Genomic DNA, 16271 nt, shown 5'->3' with positions numbered 1-16271 from the left:
CAACGTTTGGCGCTGCGCAAAACGTGAGCGCGGTGGTGGCGTATGACTTATCTGCCCACATGCTGGATGTCGTGGCACAAGCTGCCGAAGCCCGGCAACTGAAAAATATCACCACCCGCCAGGGATATGCCGAAAGTCTGCCATTTGCCGATAACGCATTTGATATTGTTATCAGCCGTTATTCTGCCCATCACTGGCATGATGTTGGTGCAGCACTGCGAGAAGTGAATAGGATATTGAAACCTGGCGGTAGGCTGATTGTGATGGACGTAATGTCTCCGGGTCACCCAGTGCGCGACATCTGGTTACAGACGGTAGAAGCATTACGCGATACCTCTCACGTACGAAACTACGCCAGCGGTGAGTGGTTGACGTTAATCAATGAAGCCAATCTGATAGTTGATAATTTAATTACAGATAAGTTACCGCTGGAATTTTCTTCATGGGTCGCGAGAATGCGTACGCCAGAAGCGTTAGTAGACGCTATTCGCATTTACCAACAGAGCGCATCGACAGAGGTGAGAACGTATTTTGCCTTGCAGAATGATGGCTTTTTCACCAGTGATATCATCATGGTAGATGCACATAAAGCGGCATAAATAAAAAAGGCACCGGGGGAATCGGTGCCTTTTTATTATCTGGTTTGTCAGGAATCTGGCATGTTGTTGTTTTTCACAAACAACGTCAGCTTATCGCCTGGTTGCAGATTCGCAGTGTCGCTGTTCCAGCGCATCACATCTTTGATGTTCACGCCGTGGCGTTTAGCAATGCTTGAAAGCGAATCGCCTTTGCGCACACGATACGTAATGCTATCGCTGTTGTTTGCCAGTCGCTGTGCGCTACTGCCTGCACCAATCGTCAAACTTTGGCCTGGCTTCAGCTTAGATCCGCGCAGTTTGTTCCACTGCTGCAAATCTTTGGTGCTTACGCCGAGACGTGAAGCGATACTTGAAAGCGTGTCGCCAGAGCGTACGGTGTAAACACGGCTGTTAAGCGGCGTATTGTCGGCAACCAGCGTCGACTGTACAGCAGCAATTTCGCCTGAAGCCAGAGATTCACGCAGTTGATCTGCATGCTTCTTTGGCACCATCACGTACTGCGGGCCACTTGCGCCCAGCGTGGAGCCTTTTACGCCAGCGTTGAATGTCTTCAGCTTGCTGACGGAAATCCCCGCCATATCTGCTACCTTCGCCATTTCAACCGGGCTGCTCAGGTGCACACGCGCCAGAGCACGGCTTTCATCGGTCGTTGGCAGACGTACGCCATAACGCTTGCTGTTTTTGAGAATATCACTCAATGCCAGCATTTTAGGCACGTACTGCTTCGTTTCCTGCGGCAACGGTAACGACCAGAAGTCCGTGGATTTCCCACGCGCTTTGTTCGTTTTAATTGCCTTCATGACCCGACCTTCGCCGCTGTTATAAGCCGCTACGGTCAGAAGCCAGTCGCCGTCAAACATTTTGTTCAGACGCTGCATCATATTCAGCGCGGCAGTTGTTGAAGCAACAACATCGCGACGCGCGTCATAATTGCGGGTCTGTTTCAAACCATAATTGCGCCCCGTGCTCGGAATGATCTGCCAGATGCCTGCGGCATTGGCGCCAGACGTTGCGTGAGGATCAAAAGCGCTCTCCACTATGGGTAGTAGTACCAGTTCCATAGGCATGTTACGTTTTTTAACTTGCCCTGCTATCCAGTACATATACGGCTCTGCCCGTAAAGTTACATCGTGGAGATAGCTCTTATTGCGTAAATATTTCTGTTTCTGTTCGCGAATCCGGTCATTTTCCGGAATTCCCATCTTTAGCTCGTCGCCAATGAAAGCCCACAAGTCACCATCTGGCGCGATAGACGTCCCATCGTCCATCCATCGTGCCTGACTTGTAAACTTTGCTGCTTCCCCTTGACCAGCTGCAGAAAGGCTCTGTGCGTGCTGTTGAACGTTGCCGGTACTCTGGCAACCCACGAGCAGGACAGAGGCGAGTAATATCGCTTTTGCCTTCATGTGTGTGTCAATAGTTGCTTAAAAGACGACCGATCATAACGGCGAACGGAGCCGATGACAAGAAAGTTTTATCAGAACCTATCTTTCTTTGACCTTAACCATGCAAAACGCTCTTCAGGTTGTTGCAATAATGTTTCTTCATTAATTACATTAATTAAATCAATATCTTCCGTTCTTAAAAAAACATTAATTTGCCGCTCATTTTTCAGAATTACGGGTAGTGTTATTTGATTTTTTGCCCGTAACTCCTTAACTTTACGATAATAATCATTTATGGACAAATCGTGCGGAAGAATACTCAAAGCAAACTTCATATTTGATAAGGTATATTCATGAGCACAACATACCAATGTATCGTCAGGTAACGCACTTAACTTTTTAAGTGATTGATACATTTGTGATGCTGTCCCTTCAAACAACCGACCACACCCACCAGAAAACAGTGTGTCGCCGCAAAATAGATAAGGTTTACTGAAGTAACAGATATGTCCTAAAGTGTGACCCGGCGTAGCAATTACACTAAATTCATGCCCCAAAACGAAGGCAGTTTCGCCATCTTTGACTACCTGTGTTGTTCCCTTATCTTGTGTCTCTTGTGGACCATACACCACAATTTGTGGAAACTTTTCCACCAGTTCTTTTACGCCGCCAACGTGATCGTGGTGATGGTGGGTGAGAAATATGGCCTCCGGTTGCCAGTTATTGGCGGCAATGGCGTTTAATACTGGCTCTGCGTCTCCGGGATCGACAATCAGGCAGCGACCTGCTTCATCATTCAAAACCCAGATGTAATTGTCATCAAAGGCGGGAATACTGTTAAGATTCATAGATTACCTCTCAGTGTGAAACGGAAGGTTGTGATGAAACCGGCAAGAGTCCCTCAAACTGTCGTGGCTCCTGATTGCTGGGGCGATTTGCCCTGGGGAAAGCTTTATCGCAAGGCGCTGGAGCGCCAGCTCAACCCGTGGTTCACTAAAATGTATGGTTTTCATCTGCTTAAGATTGGCAATTTAAGCGCAGAAATCAATTGCGAAGCGTGCGCGGTTTCTCATCAAGTGAATGTTTCTGCGCAAGGAATGCCCGTCCAGGTACAGGCGGACCCACTTCATCTTCCTTTTGCCGATAAATCCGTTGATGTTTGTCTACTGGCACATACATTGCCGTGGTGCACCGATCCGCATCGTTTATTGCGTGAAGCCGATCGGGTATTGATTGATGATGGCTGGCTGGTCATTAGTGGCTTCAATCCCATCAGTTTTATGGGATTACGCAAACTTGTGCCGGTATTGCGCAAAACCTCGCCCTATAACAGCCGGATGTTTACTCTGATGCGGCAGCTGGACTGGCTCTCTTTGTTGAATTTTGAAGTGCTACACGCCAGCCGTTTCCACGTTCTCCCGTGGAACAAACACGGAGGAAAACTATTGAATGCGCATATTCCTGCGCTTGGTTGCTTACAACTTATTGTTGCCCGGAAACGGACTATTCCTTTAACGCTAAATCCGATGAAACAGAGTAAAAACAAGCCACGAATTCGCCAGGCGGTTGGAGCCACCCGGCAATGTCGTAAACCACAGGCTTAAACTTCAACTTGGTAGCCTGTATCTTCCAGTGTGGGATTCATCGCCGCGGCACGAGCCAGTTCATCACAGCGTTCGTTTTCCGGGTGTCCGGCATGGCCTTTAACCCATTCCCATTTGATTTGATGCTGCCCCAATGCAGCATCAAGACGTTGCCAGAGATCGACATTTTTTACTGGTTTTTTGTCTGCGGTTTTCCAGCCACGTTTTTTCCAGTTATGGATCCACTGGGTGATACCCTGGCGGACATACTGGCTGTCGGTACTCAAAATGACTTCGCAATGTTCTTTTAACGCCTCCAGCGCGACAATAGCGGCCATCAACTCCATACGGTTGTTGGTGGTGCGGGTGTAGCCAGCGCTAAAGGTTTTCTCGCGTCCGCGATAGCGTAAAATAGCGCCGTAACCCCCAGGTCCTGGATTGCCCAGACACGAACCATCGGTGAAAATTTCTACCTGTTTAAGCATCTCTGGTAGACTTCCTGTAATTGAATCGAACTGTAAAACGACAAGTCTGACATAAATGACCGCTATGAGCACTGCAATTACACGCCAGATCGTTCTCGATACCGAAACCACCGGTATGAACCAGATTGGTGCGCACTATGAAGGCCACAAGATCATTGAGATTGGTGCCGTTGAAGTGGTGAACCGTCGCCTGACGGGCAATAACTTCCATGTTTATCTCAAACCCGATCGGCTGGTGGATCCGGAAGCCTTTGGCGTACATGGTATTGCCGATGAATTTTTGCTCGATAAGCCCACGTTTGCCGAAGTAGCCGATGAGTTCATGGACTATATTCGCGGCGCGGAGTTGGTGATCCATAACGCAGCGTTCGATATCGGCTTTATGGACTACGAGTTTTCGTTGCTTAAGCGCGATATTCCGAAGACCAATACTTTCTGTAAGGTCACCGATAGCCTTGCGGTGGCGAGGAAAATGTTTCCCGGTAAGCGCAACAGCCTCGATGCGTTATGTGCTCGCTACGAAATAGATAACAGTAAACGAACGCTGCACGGGGCATTACTCGATGCCCAGATCCTTGCGGAAGTTTATCTGGCGATGACCGGTGGTCAAACGTCGATGGCTTTTGCGATGGAAGGAGAGACACAACAGCAACAAGGTGAAGCAACAATTCAGCGCATTGTACGTCAGGCAAGTAAGTTACGCGTTGTTTTTGCGACAGATGAAGAGATTGCAGCTCATGAAGCCCGTCTCGATCTGGTGCAGAAGAAAGGCGGAAGTTGCCTCTGGCGAGCATAAATACCTGTGAAAGGCGCTAAAAATAGCGACTTGGGCGATTTTTGCAGCAAACGATTCAAAAGATGAGAAAAACCGTTGACGAAGGTCGAGGCAATCCGTAATATTCGCCTCGTTCCCAACGGAACACAACGCGGAGCGGTAGTTCAGTCGGTTAGAATACCTGCCTGTCACGCAGGGGGTCGCGGGTTCGAGTCCCGTCCGTTCCGCCACTATTCACTCATGAAAATGAGTTCAGAGAGCCGCAAGATTTTTAATTTTGCGGTTTTTTTGTATTTGAATTCCACCATTTCTCTGTTCAATGATTTTACTCTGGCGTAGGTGCGTGATTCTCGCTTGTTGTCTCATTCATTAAAATTCAATAATGATATCGAACCATTCAGCTTAAATATATTTCTAGAGAATAAATTTATATTGATTAAATGAATGTATATTTCAAATTGATTTTGTTTGTTATTATTTAAGTGAGGTATATAATTAGAGTCCGTTATCAATGCTAAATATTCTAATCATTATGACAGGCGAGGGAGTGTCCAATTATGAATTCAAAAAAGCTTTGTTGCATATGTGTGTTATTCTCGCTGCTTGCAGGATGTGCCTCTGAATCTTCTATTGATGAAAAGAAGAAAAAAGCTCAAGTCACACAAAGTAATATTAATAAAAACACTCCCCAGCAACTGACAGACAAAGATTTATTCGGTAATGAAACCACTCTGGCCGTATCCGAAGAGGATATTCAAGCTGCGCTTGATGGAGATGAGTTCCGCGTTCCCCTTAATTCTCCTGTAATACTTGTTCAATCCGGCAACCGCGCACCGGAAACCATTATGCAGGAGGAGATGCGAAAATATTATACTGTTTCCACATTCTCTGGTATCCCGGACAGGCAAAAGCCTCTGACTTGTAACAAAAACAAAGATAAAAATGAGAACGAGGATGTTGCCAGTGCTGAGAATATGAACTGGATGCAGGCACTGCGTTTTGTGGCTGCAAAAGGACATCAGAAAGCGATTATTGTTTACCAGGATATGTTGCAGACAGGAAAATATGACTCTGCGCTGAAATCAACAGTATGGTCCGACTATAAAAATGACAAACTCACTGACGCTATCTCCCTGCGCTACCTGGTACGTTTCACGCTGGTGGATGTGGCAACAGGTGAGTGGGCTACCTGGTCGCCGGTGAATTATGAATATAAAGTGCTTCCACCATTGCCCGACAAGAATGAAGCCAGTACGACTGATATGACAGAGCAGCAAATCATGCAACTTAAGCAAAAGACCTATAAAGCGATGGTAAAAGATTTGGTTAACCGCTATCAATAATAAATTATATCTGCCGCCAGGAATTTCTGGCGGCAATAATACAAAATTCTTTGCATAAGAAATTTTTCTTGACAAAGACAGTGCAAGAAAGGACATGGAATCCGGAGTTAAAAACTGTTTGTTTTAGAATATTTAATTATTTAACTGCTGAATCTTCCTTGCGAGAAATATATCCATTATTACATTTCATGCCATTTTTAATATAGATTGCTCCTGGGAAAATTCCCGTATTATTACCGCAGGGGTGATAATTAGTATTGACATATCCTGTGACAAAAGGAGCTATTAAAGGTGCTATTACGATAGCTATTAGTAAAAATATAAGAGTTAGCTGTATTGTTATGTCTGTGGCGAAATTGACTACCTTCGTTTTTTTGATTAAGAATGATTTTATTATCGTAAGTAAAATTACATGAATATTTAAAAAGGAAAACGACATGAAACCGAAGCACAGAATCAACATTCTCCAATCATAAAATATTTCCGTGGAGCATTTTATTATTGAATATAGAGGTTTAACTCCGGTAAAAAACAAAGAAGCATTGAATGCAGGGAAAAATAATATGGCCATAAAAAACATCGAAAGAAACTCTTTTAATTTAACATGTAAACGCATGGTTAATCCTCATATCACGGGTGGAGTGTTAAGAACATACATAAATGGAGTCATGTTTTCCCTTTTCCATTTATCAAGTTCCTGTTGCCGTTTTAGTCCATCTCTAATTGCATATTTTAATTTTTCTGATAAATGGCATTGAGCATCGATTTCATTTAAAACAACTGTACACACTATCCCTGTCAGTAAAATTGCTCCTCCGACAAGAATTACTGGAAAGCCAAAGCTAACACAGGCAAAAGAAGCCAGACTTCCAATAGCGGTTGCAACACCACCGGCTATAACTGCTTTGGCCACATCCATTGAAAAATCGCCAAGAAAATTAACCAGATCTCGCTCTGAACTCATAATAAATTCTATGGTTCTGCTGATTTAACCGCAGAGAAGTTCGCCACAGCAATCCGAAACCACTGGCACGTGGAGAATAAGCTGCACAGGCGTCTGGACGTGGTAATGAATGAAGACGACTACAAAATAAGAAGAGGAAACGCAGCAGAATTATTTTCAGGGATACGGCACATTGCTATTAATATTTTGACGAATGAGAAGGTATTCAAGGCAGGGTTAAGACGTAAGATGCGAAAAGCAGCCATGGACAGAAACTACCTGGCGTCAGTCCTTGCGGGGAGCGGGCTTTCGTAGTAATACCCCGACTCTCCCCGTCCTTAAACACAACCCCCACTCACCACAACCTAAACTCATCCGCATCCTGCCATGCCGGAAACTTTTCTCTATATTCCCGCAATGCTGCCATCGACAGCTCCGCATCAATGCGCGTTGCCTGATGCGCGTCGGCAGTAGCGATAATCTCTCCTTGCGGATTAATCACCCGGCTGTCACCGCGATAATGGCAGCCGTTGCCATCGCTGCCGACGCGATTGCATCCCGCCACATACGCCTGATTCTCAATCGCGCGGGCCGTCAGCAATGCCTGCCAGTGCAGAGAGCGCGGAGCAGGCCAGTTGGCGACGTACAGGGCGAGGTCATAATCGTTGAGATTGCGCGACCACACAGGAAAACGTAAGTCGTAGCACACCAGCGGCAAAATACGCCAGCCGCGCCATTCCACAATCACTCGCGCATTGCCCGCTTTATAATGTAGATGCTCATCTGCCATGCGGAACAGATGACGCTTATCATAAAAATGTACCGTGCCGCCCGGCTCAACCAGCAAAAAGCGGTTAACCGAACCAGACTCCGTTTGTAATGCAACACTGCCTGCAATCAGCGCATTGCACTGCTGCGCCTTAGCTGTCATCCAGTTCACTACGTCATCTTGTGCTAGCGACGAAGCTGCCGCTTCCATGGCAAAGCCGCTGGTAAACATCTCCGGTAGAACGATCACATCGCGCCCGGTAATACCTTCCAGTTGACGATCAAAATGACGCAGGTTGGCAGGACCATCCATCCACACCAGTGGTTGCTGCAAAAGCGTAATCTTCAAACCAGGCACGGTGTACAACTCCTTTATGCGAAGGGTTTTATAACTTTAACACCTTATCAGGCAGTTGCCTTAGCGCAGAATAAATTGATAACAAATGCTGATATTGGAAATATCTGATTTGCAAATTATCGTGTTATCGCCAGGCTTTAGGAGGTTAATAACATGGGCAGGATAAGCTCGGGAGGAATGATGTTTAAGGCAATAACGACAGTCGCCGCTCTGGTCATCGCCACCAGTGCAATGGCGCAGGATGATTTAACCATTAGCAGCCTTGCAAAGGGCGAAACCACCAAAGCTGCATTTAATCAGATGGTACAAGGGCATAAGCTGCCTGCCTGGGTGATGAAAGGCGGTACTTATACTCCCGCACAAACCGTAACGTTGGGAGATGAGACGTATCAGGTGATGAGCGCGTGCAAACCGCATGACTGTGGCTCGCAACGTATCGCTGTGATGTGGTCCGAGAAATCTAATCAGATGACGGGGCTGTTCTCGACTATTGATGAGAAAACGTCGCAAGAGAAACTCACCTGGCTGAATGTGAACGATGCGCTTTCGATTGATGGTAAAACGGTGTTGTTCGCGGCGTTGACCGGCAGCCTGGAAAACCATCCGGATGGCTTTAATTTTAAATAATTAGCGGATAAAGAAACGGAGCCTTTCGGCTCCGTTATTCATTTACGCGGCTTCAACTTTCCGCACTTTCTCCGGCAACTTTACCGGCTTCGTCGCCAGCTCTTCCGGATCAAAGTCATCAACGTTAATACTGCGCAGACGGCTTTCTTCAGCTTTCACCAGAATAGCGGCTTCATCTTTATCAATCAGCCCCTTCACCAGCGCGTTGTGCGCCAGTTCATCCAGACGGGTAAACGGCAGGTTTTTACCCAGCTCTTTACAGATCCGCTGATGAATTGGGTCGGCGGCAATCACATCCACCAGCGCCTCTTCCAGCAAGCCAACCGGATTATGCTCGCTCGGCGTCAGGTACTGACCGCGACCAATGCGGGAACGGGTGGCGTTCGGCACTTGTAAAATCTTCGCCACTTTATGATCCAGCTTGTCAGAAGGTGCCAGATAATGACGTCCGGTCGGGAAGATCACCACATTCAGCAGCCCGGCAACCACGCGGTTCGGGAAGTTTTGCAGTAAATCATCCATCGCCTGTTCAGCCTGATACAGCGCATCTTGTACGCCCCAGTGCACCAGCGGCAGGTCGGCTTCATTACGGCCTTCGTCGTCATAACGCTTCAGCACGGCAGAGGCGAGGTAGAGCTGGCTTAAAATATCCCCCAGACGGGCCGAGATGCGCTCGCGACGTTTCAGGCTGCCGCCCAGCACTGCCATCGAGACATCAGAAAGCAGGGCGAGGTTGGCGCTCAGGCGGTTCAGGTGCTGATAGTAGCGTTTAGTGGCATCGCCGGTTGGCGTGCTGCTGGTTAAACCGCGCGTCAGGCCCAGCCAGAAGCTGCGAACTTTGTTGCTACCGACGTGACCGATATGTTTGAACAACAGTTTATCGAACGCGTTGACGTCATTGTTCTTCGCCGCTTCCATCTCTTCCAGCACGTACGGATGGCAACGAATCGCTCCTTGTCCGAAGATCATCATGCTGCGGGTCAGAATGTTAGCCCCTTCAACGGTGATGGCAATCGGTGCGCCCTGGTAAGCACGCGCCAGGAAGTTGCTTTGCCCGAGCATAATGCCTTTACCGCCGGTAATATCCATCGCATCAATAATCGACTGCTGCCCGCGGTGGGTACAGTGATACTTAACGATAGCCGACAGCACGGCAGGTTTTTCGCCGAGCATAATGCCGTAGGTAATCAGCGATGCCGCAGCATCCATCACGTAGGCATTACCGGCAATACGCGCCAGCGGCTCTTCAATCCCTTCCATCTTACCAATAGAGATTTTGAACTGACGGCGAATGTGAGCATACGCGCCGGTTGCCAGCGCTACCGATTTCACGCCGCCGGTTGAGTTGGAAGGCAGGGTGATGCCGCGGCCTACCGAGAGGCACTCCACCAGCATCCGCCAGCCTTGCCCGGCCATTTTCGGCCCGCCGATGATGTAATCGATCGGCACGAAGACATCTTTACCGCGCGTCGGTCCGTTCTGGAACGGTACGTTCAGCGGGAAGTGGCGACGACCAATTTCCACGCCCGGCGTGGTGGTTGGGATCAGCGCACAGGTAATGCCTAAATCTTCTGCACCGCCGAGTAATTTTTCCGGGTCGGAGAGTTTAAACGCCAGCCCAAGCACGGTCGCAATCGGTGCCAGCGTAATGTAGCGTTTGTTCCAGGTCAGACGCATCCCCAGCACCTGCTGGCCCTGCCATTCGCCCATGCAGACAATCCCGGTGTCCGGAATCGCGCCCGCATCGGAACCCGCTTCCGGGCTGGTCAGTGCAAAGCAGGGGATCTCCTGACCACGCGCCAGACGCGGCAGATAGTGATCTTTCTGCTCGTCAGTGCCGTAATGTTGCAACAGTTCGCCCGGGCCTAATGAGTTTGGCACGCCGACGGTAATCGCCAGGATCCCGCTCACGCCGGAGAGTTTTTGCAGCACGCGAGACTGGGCATAAGCCGAGAACTCCAGCCCGCCGTACTCTTTTTTGATGATCATCGCGAAGAAACGATGCTCTTTAAGGTACGCCCACAACTCCGGCGGCAGATCCGCCAGCTCATGGGTGATCTGGAAATCATTCGCCATCCGGCAGGCTTCTTCTACCGGGCCGTCGAGAAACGCTTGCTCTTCGGCGGTCAGGCGCGGCTGCGGATAGTTATGCAGCTTTTTCCAGTCCGGCTTGCCCTGGAACAAGTCGCCCTCCCACCAGGTGGTGCCCGCATCAATCGCTTCTTTCTCAGTGCGCGACATCGGCGGCATCACCTTACGGAAACCGCGAAATACCGGCGCGGAAATCATCGACTTACGCATAGGCGCAAAGTTAAATGGCACGAGGATAATGGCCAGAGGCACCAGTACCCACGCCGACCACAGACCAGCAACGCCGAGGGCGGCTGTCCAGGCGAGCAAAATCAGACTGCTGATAAATAAGCTCACGCGGTGATAGAACAACGCGCCGAGCAGGACAACCGTAGCGAGAATACTCAAAATCATCATAACGAAAAGCCCCTTACTTGTAGGAGGTCTGACCACTTGTGATGATATGGTTGTAGTGGATGTAAAAACATTTAGCAATATGTTTACAATATAATTACAACAAAGCTCACATTGTTGCTGTTTTTATCCGCACTTCAGGTCAAAAAGTCCTGGTCATAGCACCTGCCCGTACTTCTCGCTTTTGGCGGTATCCGGTACACTGCATTTTGTCTATTACATTTATGCTGAAGGATATCCTCATGTACCAGGATCTTATTCGTAACGAACTGAACGAAGCGGCGGAAACGCTGGCTAACTTTTTAAAAGATGACGCCAATATTCACGCCATTCAGCGCGCGGCGGTCCTGTTAGCAGACAGCTTTAAAGCCGGTGGCAAAGTGCTTTCCTGCGGCAACGGCGGTTCCCATTGCGACGCTATGCACTTTGCCGAAGAGTTGACCGGTCGCTACCGTGAAAACCGTCCGGGCTACCCGGCGATTGCTATTTCTGACGTTAGTCATATTTCCTGCGTCGGTAATGATTTCGGTTTCAATGATATTTTCTCCCGCTACGTTGAAGCGGTAGGTCGCGAAGGCGATGTACTGCTGGGGATCTCCACCTCCGGTAACTCTGCAAACGTGATCAAAGCGATCGCAGCGGCGCGTGAGAAGGGAATGAAAGTGATCACCCTGACCGGTAAAGACGGCGGCAAAATGGCTGGCACGGCGGATATCGAAATTCGCGTACCGCACTTTGGTTATGCCGACCGCATTCAGGAGATTCACATTAAAGTGATCCATATCCTGATCCAGTTGATTGAAAAAGAGATGGTTAAGTAAGTCTGGCGTAGGCCGGATAAGACGTTTACGCCGCATCCGGCATTTGTGCGCTGATGCCTGATGCGACGCTGACGCGTCTTATCATGCCTACAAATCTGTACGCGAACCGTAGGCCGAATAATGCGTTCACGCCGCATCCGACCTGAAAATTCTTAAATCAATCTTCGCCGGGGGCCATGCGCTCCCGCTGTTGTGGAGGTTACCCATGTGCGAATTGCTCGGGATGAGCGCCAACGTCCCTACCGATATCTGCTTTAGTTTCACCGGGCTTGTACAGCGTGGTGGTGGAACCGGGCCACATAAAGATGGCTGGGGCATTACCTTTTACGAAGGTAAAGGCTGTCGCACATTTAAAGATCCACAACCCAGCTTTAATTCCCCCATCGCCAAACTTGTCCAGGACTACCCGATAAAATCCTGTTCGGTGGTGGCTCATATTCGCCAGGCTAATCGGGGCGAGGTGGCGCTGGAAAATACTCACCCATTTACCCGCGAGTTATGGGGGCGTAACTGGACTTATGCCCATAACGGACAACTGACGGGCTACAAATCACTGGAAACCGGCAACTTCCGCCCGGTAGGCGAAACCGACAGCGAAAAAGCCTTCTGCTGGCTCCTGCATAAATTAACGCAGCGTTACCCGCGCACACCGGGCAACATGGCGGCGGTATTTAAATATATCGCCTCACTGGCGGATGAACTGCGGCAGAAGGGCGTTTTCAACATGCTGCTTTCGGACGGGCGCTATGTAATGGCGTATTGCTCGACTAATTTACACTGGATCACCCGCCGCGCGCCGTTTGGCGTGGCAACGTTGCTGGATCAGGATGTGGAAATCGACTTCAGCTCGCAGACCACACCGAATGATGTGGTCACGGTGATTGCAACACAGCCGCTGACGGGCAATGAAACCTGGCAAAAGATTATGCCAGGCGAATGGCGCTTATTTTGCCTCGGGGAGCGTGTAGTTTGATGCCAGTTGTGGCTGCACAACTTCGTGGCTTAACGGCTTGCTGACCACGTAACGACCATTGACCACAGAAACGGTTGGTGGCTTACGGGTTTGCTCAAAGTAGTCGTAACCCGGCTTCAGTTGCTCCCAGAAGTCCTTAAAGTTGGAATATTTATGGCGCTTCATATTGGCGTCGGTCATGCGGAACGGGTAAATACTCACTTGCACGCTCGGCTGACCAAACACCAGCGCACCAGTAACGAACTGGAATATCTCATCAATACCCTGATTGGTCATTGCGTAGCAGCCGATGGAAACACAATCGCCGTGGATCATCAGGTATTTCCCTTCATAACCATGCGCACGGTCATAGGCATTGGGGAAACCAATATTAATCGCTTTGTAGTAACGGCTGTCTGGTTTTAACTGATTACGCTGGACGCTATAAAACCCTTCCGGGCTTTTGAAATCGCCCTGACGCTGTTTTGGCCCTAAGCCGCCGGAATATTTACAGATTTTATAGCTGTCGAGCAGTTGATATTGCTCGCCCATTTTGACGTAGAGATCGAGCGTACGTTCTTCCTTGAAGATCTGGATGTAGACAGGGGATCCCATCAACTGCTGCTTATACTCTTTGCTCACAGGCGTGGTAGAGCTACTGCTGCCCAGCAAACCGGCAAATGAAACGCACGGGATCAACAACATCGCAAGAATTAATGCGATTTTACGCATACTGCTTATTCCTTGATAAAACGGTTACACACGCCAGGACGGCAAAATGGATCCCAAATCGGAATAGTCTGGATTTGGAAGGCTCACATTATCACCAAAAGAGTTTTACGCAAGCCTGTCGGCGCAGGGTTTACAAATTTCATCGGAAGCGGGCTTTACCCAAAGAGCGCCGCGTGAGTTCCAGTTCTCTCAAATCGTAAAAGTTTATCGGTAAGTTTGTAAATCAGGATCCAGTCCGGTTCGACATGAGCATCGCGATAACCTTTCCATGAACCTTGCAGCGGGTGGTCTTTATAAACAGCTGGAAGCGGTAAAGTATTATTGATAAGAAGCGTCATAAGATATTTCAATTTATTCATATCCTTATGACGCTTTTGTGCAAGTTTTACATCCTTTGAATATTGTCCCGAGTATTCAATATCCCTTTGAATCATATTTAAATTCCTAATTTATCAAATAAATCATCGGCGTCTTTGGCCTTATGAACATCAATGCCAGCTTCGCTGTTTTTGATTGATTGAATGGTTAATTGATTAGGCTCGCGTAAATCAAACGGCAATGCCTTTTCACGCGCGACCTTTGTGAGGGTTATGCGAACCAGGTCAGAGATGGTCAGCCCCATCCCGGCCAGTACGTCCGCTGCCTGATTCTTCAGATCTTCATCGATTCGGGCGCGAACAAACGCGTTAGCAGCCATTGGGGTATCTCCTGTGCTGTATATTTATTCAGCTTGAATTGTAGCTCAAATGAGCAACAGCGACAATCCATGAGTAATTTAATAAACGGATGTTTTTACATAATTAACTGAAATATATATGTTAATTTTATAATAATGGTTTATTAAGTTTGTTCAGAAACGATCCGGGATACACTGCAACATTAAAGCATGACCAGCCATTATTGAGTATGTCCTTGCCGTCGATTCCATCCTTTGTATTGTCGGGATTACTGTTGATTTGTTTGCCGTTTTCTTCATTTGCCAGCGCCACCACATCACATATCTCTTTCAGCTACGCCGCCCGCCAGCGGATGCAAAACCGTGCGCGTTTATTAAAACAGTACCAAACTCATCTGAAAAAGCAGGCCAGCTATATTGTGGAAGGCAATGCCGAAAGCAAAAGGGCGCTACGCCAGCACAACCGGGAGCAGATAAAACAGCATCCAGAATGGTTTCCTGCTCCGCTCAAGGCGAGTGACAGACGCTGGCAGGCGCTGGCGGAAAACAACCACTTTTTAAGCAGCGACCATCTGCATAACATTACCGAAGTGGCGATTCACCGCCTGGAGCAGCAGCTTGGCAAGCCTTACGTCTGGGGCGGTACGCGGCCTGATAAAGGCTTTGACTGTAGCGGGTTGGTTTTTTATGCCTACAACAAGATCCTTGAGGCTAAGCTCCCGCGCACGGCCAATGAGATGTACCACTATCGCCGGGCAACGATTGTGGCGAACAACGACCTGCGCCGGGGAGATTTGCTGTTTTTCCATATCCACAGCCGCGAGATAGCCGATCATATGGGCGTGTATTTGGGCGATGGGCAATTTATCGAGTCGCCACGTACCGGCGAAACCATTCGGATAAGCCGATTAGCCGAACCTTTCTGGCAGGACCATTTTTTGGGCGCGCGCAGGATTTTGACGGAAGAGACGATTTTGTAGGACGGATAAGGCGTTTACGCCGCATCCGGCAGTTGTACGCAGGTGCCTGATGCGACGCTGGCGCGTCTTATCATGCCTACGAGCCCGCGAATATTTGCGAGCCGCTTTCCCGATATAAAACAACCTCATTGCCAACCTTTCCTTTTCTTCTTACCGTTGAGAAAAAGGAGTCGCCATGTCTGAATATCGTCGTTATTACATCAAGGGGGGAACATGGTTTTTCACGGTGAATTTACGAAATCGTCGAAGCCAACTTTTGACCACCCAGTACCAGATGCTCCGTCACGCCATTATTAAAGTTAAGCGAGACAGGCCTTTTGAAATCAACGCCTGGGTCGTTTTGCCAGAGCATATGCACTGTATCTGGACATTACCTGAAGGCGATGATGATTTTTCCTCGCGCTGGCGGGAAATTAAAAAGCAATTTACCCATGCTTGTGGATTGAAAAATATCTGGCAACCACGTTTTTGGGAGCACGCCATCCGCAATACCAAAGATTATAGGCATCATGTTGATTATATTTATATAAATCCAGTAAAGCATGGTTGGGTAAAGCAAGTGAGTGATTGGCCATTCTCAACGTTCCATCGCGATGTCGCGCGAGGGTTATATCCCATCGATTGGGCGGGGGACGTAACGGATTTTAGTGCCGGGGAGCGTATCATTTCATAATTGTGCGCAGATGCCTGATGCGACGCTAGCGCGTCTTATCATGCCTACAAACTTGTGCCGGATCGGTAGGCCGGATAAGGCGTTTAT

Annotated in this window: 17 protein-coding genes, 1 tRNA gene and 3 pseudogenes; 11 read left to right on the top strand and 10 right to left on the bottom strand. The window is 48.5% G+C overall.

Translation table 11 applies throughout. The features are described 5' to 3' along the window. Positions 1–2: 2 nt before the first annotated feature. Positions 3–599 (top strand): annotated as a pseudogene (locus KXD89_RS17620) (class I SAM-dependent methyltransferase); the annotation flags it as partial. 47 nt (positions 600–646) lie between these two features. Here the strand turns inward: KXD89_RS17620 and mltD are convergent. After that, complete coding sequence (mltD, locus tag KXD89_RS17615; protein ID WP_000644685.1) at positions 647–2005, bottom strand: murein transglycosylase D; 1359 nt, start codon at positions 2003–2005, stop codon at positions 647–649. Between the two features lie 71 nt (positions 2006–2076). Then, the gene (gene gloB / locus KXD89_RS17610) at positions 2077–2832 is read right to left on the bottom strand and encodes a hydroxyacylglutathione hydrolase (protein WP_001052715.1); all 756 of its coding nucleotides are present in this window, start codon (positions 2830–2832) and stop codon (positions 2077–2079) included. Between the two features lie 33 nt (positions 2833–2865). Between gloB and KXD89_RS17605 the strand changes: the two genes are divergently transcribed. After that, positions 2866–3588, top strand: coding sequence for a class I SAM-dependent methyltransferase (locus KXD89_RS17605; RefSeq protein ID WP_001326702.1), 723 nt, complete (start codon positions 2866–2868; stop codon positions 3586–3588). Here KXD89_RS17605 and rnhA read toward each other — a convergent pair. Further along, on the bottom strand, positions 3585–4052 hold the full coding sequence (rnhA, locus tag KXD89_RS17600) for a ribonuclease HI (RefSeq protein WP_000917883.1): 468 nt from the start codon (positions 4050–4052) through the stop codon (positions 3585–3587). The two genes, KXD89_RS17605 and rnhA, sit on opposite strands and share 4 nt — an antisense overlap. 64 nt (positions 4053–4116) lie before the next feature. Here rnhA and dnaQ point away from each other — a divergent pair, with 64 nt between their 5' ends. The 3 genes from dnaQ to KXD89_RS17585 all read left to right on the top strand — a co-directional run bounded on the left by dnaQ (position 4117) and on the right by KXD89_RS17585 (position 6170). Then, complete coding sequence (dnaQ, locus tag KXD89_RS17595; protein ID WP_001340895.1) at positions 4117–4848, top strand: DNA polymerase III subunit epsilon; 732 nt, start codon at positions 4117–4119, stop codon at positions 4846–4848. 132 nt (positions 4849–4980) lie between these two features. Next, a tRNA-Asp gene (locus KXD89_RS17590) sits at positions 4981–5057 on the top strand. Between the two features lie 327 nt (positions 5058–5384). Next, positions 5385–6170: a lipoprotein gene (locus tag KXD89_RS17585; RefSeq protein WP_001086141.1), complete on the top strand. Its 786-nt coding sequence runs from the start codon at positions 5385–5387 to the stop codon at positions 6168–6170. A gap of 136 nt (positions 6171–6306) precedes the next feature. On the opposite strand, the gene ykfM is transcribed toward KXD89_RS17585, so the two are convergent. Then, positions 6307–6786: a protein YkfM gene (gene ykfM / locus KXD89_RS17580; protein ID WP_001236645.1), complete on the bottom strand. Its 480-nt coding sequence runs from the start codon at positions 6784–6786 to the stop codon at positions 6307–6309. A 9-nt stretch (positions 6787–6795) separates the two neighbouring features. Beyond that, a pseudogene (locus KXD89_RS17575) lies at positions 6796–7152 on the bottom strand (hypothetical protein); the annotation flags it as partial. Between KXD89_RS17575 and KXD89_RS17570 the strand changes: the two are divergent. Beyond that, a pseudogene (locus tag KXD89_RS17570) lies at positions 7141–7428 on the top strand (ISAs1 family transposase); the annotation flags it as partial. The pseudogenes KXD89_RS17575 and KXD89_RS17570 overlap by 12 nt on opposite strands. 40 nt (positions 7429–7468) lie before the next feature. Here KXD89_RS17570 and yafV read toward each other — a convergent pair. Beyond that, positions 7469–8239: a 2-oxoglutaramate amidase gene (gene yafV, locus KXD89_RS17565; RefSeq protein ID WP_001118036.1), complete on the bottom strand. Its 771-nt coding sequence runs from the start codon at positions 8237–8239 to the stop codon at positions 7469–7471. Between the two features lie 180 nt (positions 8240–8419). Between yafV and ivy the strand changes: the two genes are divergently transcribed. After that, positions 8420–8866 carry an Ivy family C-type lysozyme inhibitor gene (gene ivy / locus KXD89_RS17560; protein WP_001308392.1) on the top strand — a complete coding sequence of 149 codons (447 nt, stop codon included), beginning with the start codon at positions 8420–8422 and terminating at the stop codon, positions 8864–8866. Positions 8867–8908: 42 nt separating this feature from the next. Here the strand turns inward: ivy and fadE are convergent, their stop codons facing one another. Then, positions 8909–11353, bottom strand: a complete 2445-nt coding sequence (gene fadE, locus KXD89_RS17555; RefSeq protein ID WP_000973083.1) for an acyl-CoA dehydrogenase FadE — start codon at positions 11351–11353, stop codon at positions 8909–8911. 239 nt (positions 11354–11592) lie between these two features. On the opposite strand from fadE, the gene lpcA reads away from it, so the two are divergent. After that, a complete protein-coding gene (lpcA, locus tag KXD89_RS17550; RefSeq protein ID WP_000284050.1) occupies positions 11593–12171 on the top strand; it encodes a D-sedoheptulose 7-phosphate isomerase in 579 nt (192 codons plus the stop codon). Between the two features lie 205 nt (positions 12172–12376). Beyond that, entirely contained in the window at positions 12377–13144 is a 768-nt protein-coding gene (locus KXD89_RS17545) for a class II glutamine amidotransferase (protein WP_000333380.1), read from the top strand. Here the strand turns inward: KXD89_RS17545 and dpaA are convergent. From dpaA to dinJ, 3 genes are all read right to left on the bottom strand, one after another. Further along, positions 13115–13855: a peptidoglycan meso-diaminopimelic acid protein amidase gene (dpaA, locus tag KXD89_RS17540; RefSeq protein WP_001225679.1), complete on the bottom strand. Its 741-nt coding sequence runs from the start codon at positions 13853–13855 to the stop codon at positions 13115–13117. The two genes, KXD89_RS17545 and dpaA, sit on opposite strands and share 30 nt — an antisense overlap. Before the next feature lie 155 nt (positions 13856–14010). Then, the gene (gene yafQ / locus KXD89_RS17535; RefSeq protein WP_000615983.1) at positions 14011–14289 is read right to left on the bottom strand and encodes a type II toxin-antitoxin system mRNA interferase toxin YafQ; all 279 of its coding nucleotides are present in this window, start codon (positions 14287–14289) and stop codon (positions 14011–14013) included. A 2-nt stretch (positions 14290–14291) separates the two neighbouring features. Beyond that, positions 14292–14552 carry a type II toxin-antitoxin system antitoxin DinJ gene (dinJ, locus tag KXD89_RS17530; protein ID WP_000729703.1) on the bottom strand — a complete coding sequence of 87 codons (261 nt, stop codon included), beginning with the start codon at positions 14550–14552 and terminating at the stop codon, positions 14292–14294. A gap of 209 nt (positions 14553–14761) precedes the next feature. On the opposite strand from dinJ, the gene KXD89_RS17525 reads away from it, so the two are divergent. Beyond that, positions 14762–15511 carry a C40 family peptidase gene (locus tag KXD89_RS17525; RefSeq protein ID WP_000056849.1) on the top strand — a complete coding sequence of 250 codons (750 nt, stop codon included), beginning with the start codon at positions 14762–14764 and terminating at the stop codon, positions 15509–15511. A 175-nt stretch (positions 15512–15686) separates the two neighbouring features. Next, the gene (rayT, locus tag KXD89_RS17520; protein ID WP_000006255.1) at positions 15687–16184 is read left to right on the top strand and encodes an REP-associated tyrosine transposase RayT; all 498 of its coding nucleotides are present in this window, start codon (positions 15687–15689) and stop codon (positions 16182–16184) included. The last annotated feature ends 87 nt before the right edge of the window (positions 16185–16271 follow it).

Source organism: Escherichia sp. TC-EC600-tetX4 (assembly GCF_019356055.1).
GTDB lineage: Bacteria > Pseudomonadota > Gammaproteobacteria > Enterobacterales > Enterobacteriaceae.
Note: the sequence above shows the minus strand (reverse complement) of the source record. Positions and strands in the feature narration are given on the sequence as shown.

Coding starts and splice junctions, on each gene's coding strand:
- dpaA (WP_001225679.1), bottom strand. CDS start 13,855: ATGCGTAAAATCGCATTAATTCTTGCGATGTTGTTGATCCCGTGCGTT.
- ykfM (WP_001236645.1), bottom strand. CDS start 6,786: ATGCGTTTACATGTTAAATTAAAAGAGTTTCTTTCGATGTTTTTTATG.
- gloB (WP_001052715.1), bottom strand. CDS start 2,832: ATGAATCTTAACAGTATTCCCGCCTTTGATGACAATTACATCTGGGTT.
- rayT (WP_000006255.1), top strand. CDS start 15,687: ATGTCTGAATATCGTCGTTATTACATCAAGGGGGGAACATGGTTTTTC.
- KXD89_RS17525 (WP_000056849.1), top strand. CDS start 14,762: ATGTCCTTGCCGTCGATTCCATCCTTTGTATTGTCGGGATTACTGTTG.
- fadE (WP_000973083.1), bottom strand. CDS start 11,353: ATGATGATTTTGAGTATTCTCGCTACGGTTGTCCTGCTCGGCGCGTTG.
- yafQ (WP_000615983.1), bottom strand. CDS start 14,289: ATGATTCAAAGGGATATTGAATACTCGGGACAATATTCAAAGGATGTA.
- dnaQ (WP_001340895.1), top strand. CDS start 4,117: ATGAGCACTGCAATTACACGCCAGATCGTTCTCGATACCGAAACCACC.
- ivy (WP_001308392.1), top strand. CDS start 8,420: ATGTTTAAGGCAATAACGACAGTCGCCGCTCTGGTCATCGCCACCAGT.
- lpcA (WP_000284050.1), top strand. CDS start 11,593: ATGTACCAGGATCTTATTCGTAACGAACTGAACGAAGCGGCGGAAACG.
- mltD (WP_000644685.1), bottom strand. CDS start 2,005: ATGAAGGCAAAAGCGATATTACTCGCCTCTGTCCTGCTCGTGGGTTGC.
- KXD89_RS17585 (WP_001086141.1), top strand. CDS start 5,385: ATGAATTCAAAAAAGCTTTGTTGCATATGTGTGTTATTCTCGCTGCTT.
- KXD89_RS17605 (WP_001326702.1), top strand. CDS start 2,866: ATGAAACCGGCAAGAGTCCCTCAAACTGTCGTGGCTCCTGATTGCTGG.
- rnhA (WP_000917883.1), bottom strand. CDS start 4,052: ATGCTTAAACAGGTAGAAATTTTCACCGATGGTTCGTGTCTGGGCAAT.
- KXD89_RS17545 (WP_000333380.1), top strand. CDS start 12,377: ATGTGCGAATTGCTCGGGATGAGCGCCAACGTCCCTACCGATATCTGC.
- dinJ (WP_000729703.1), bottom strand. CDS start 14,552: ATGGCTGCTAACGCGTTTGTTCGCGCCCGAATCGATGAAGATCTGAAG.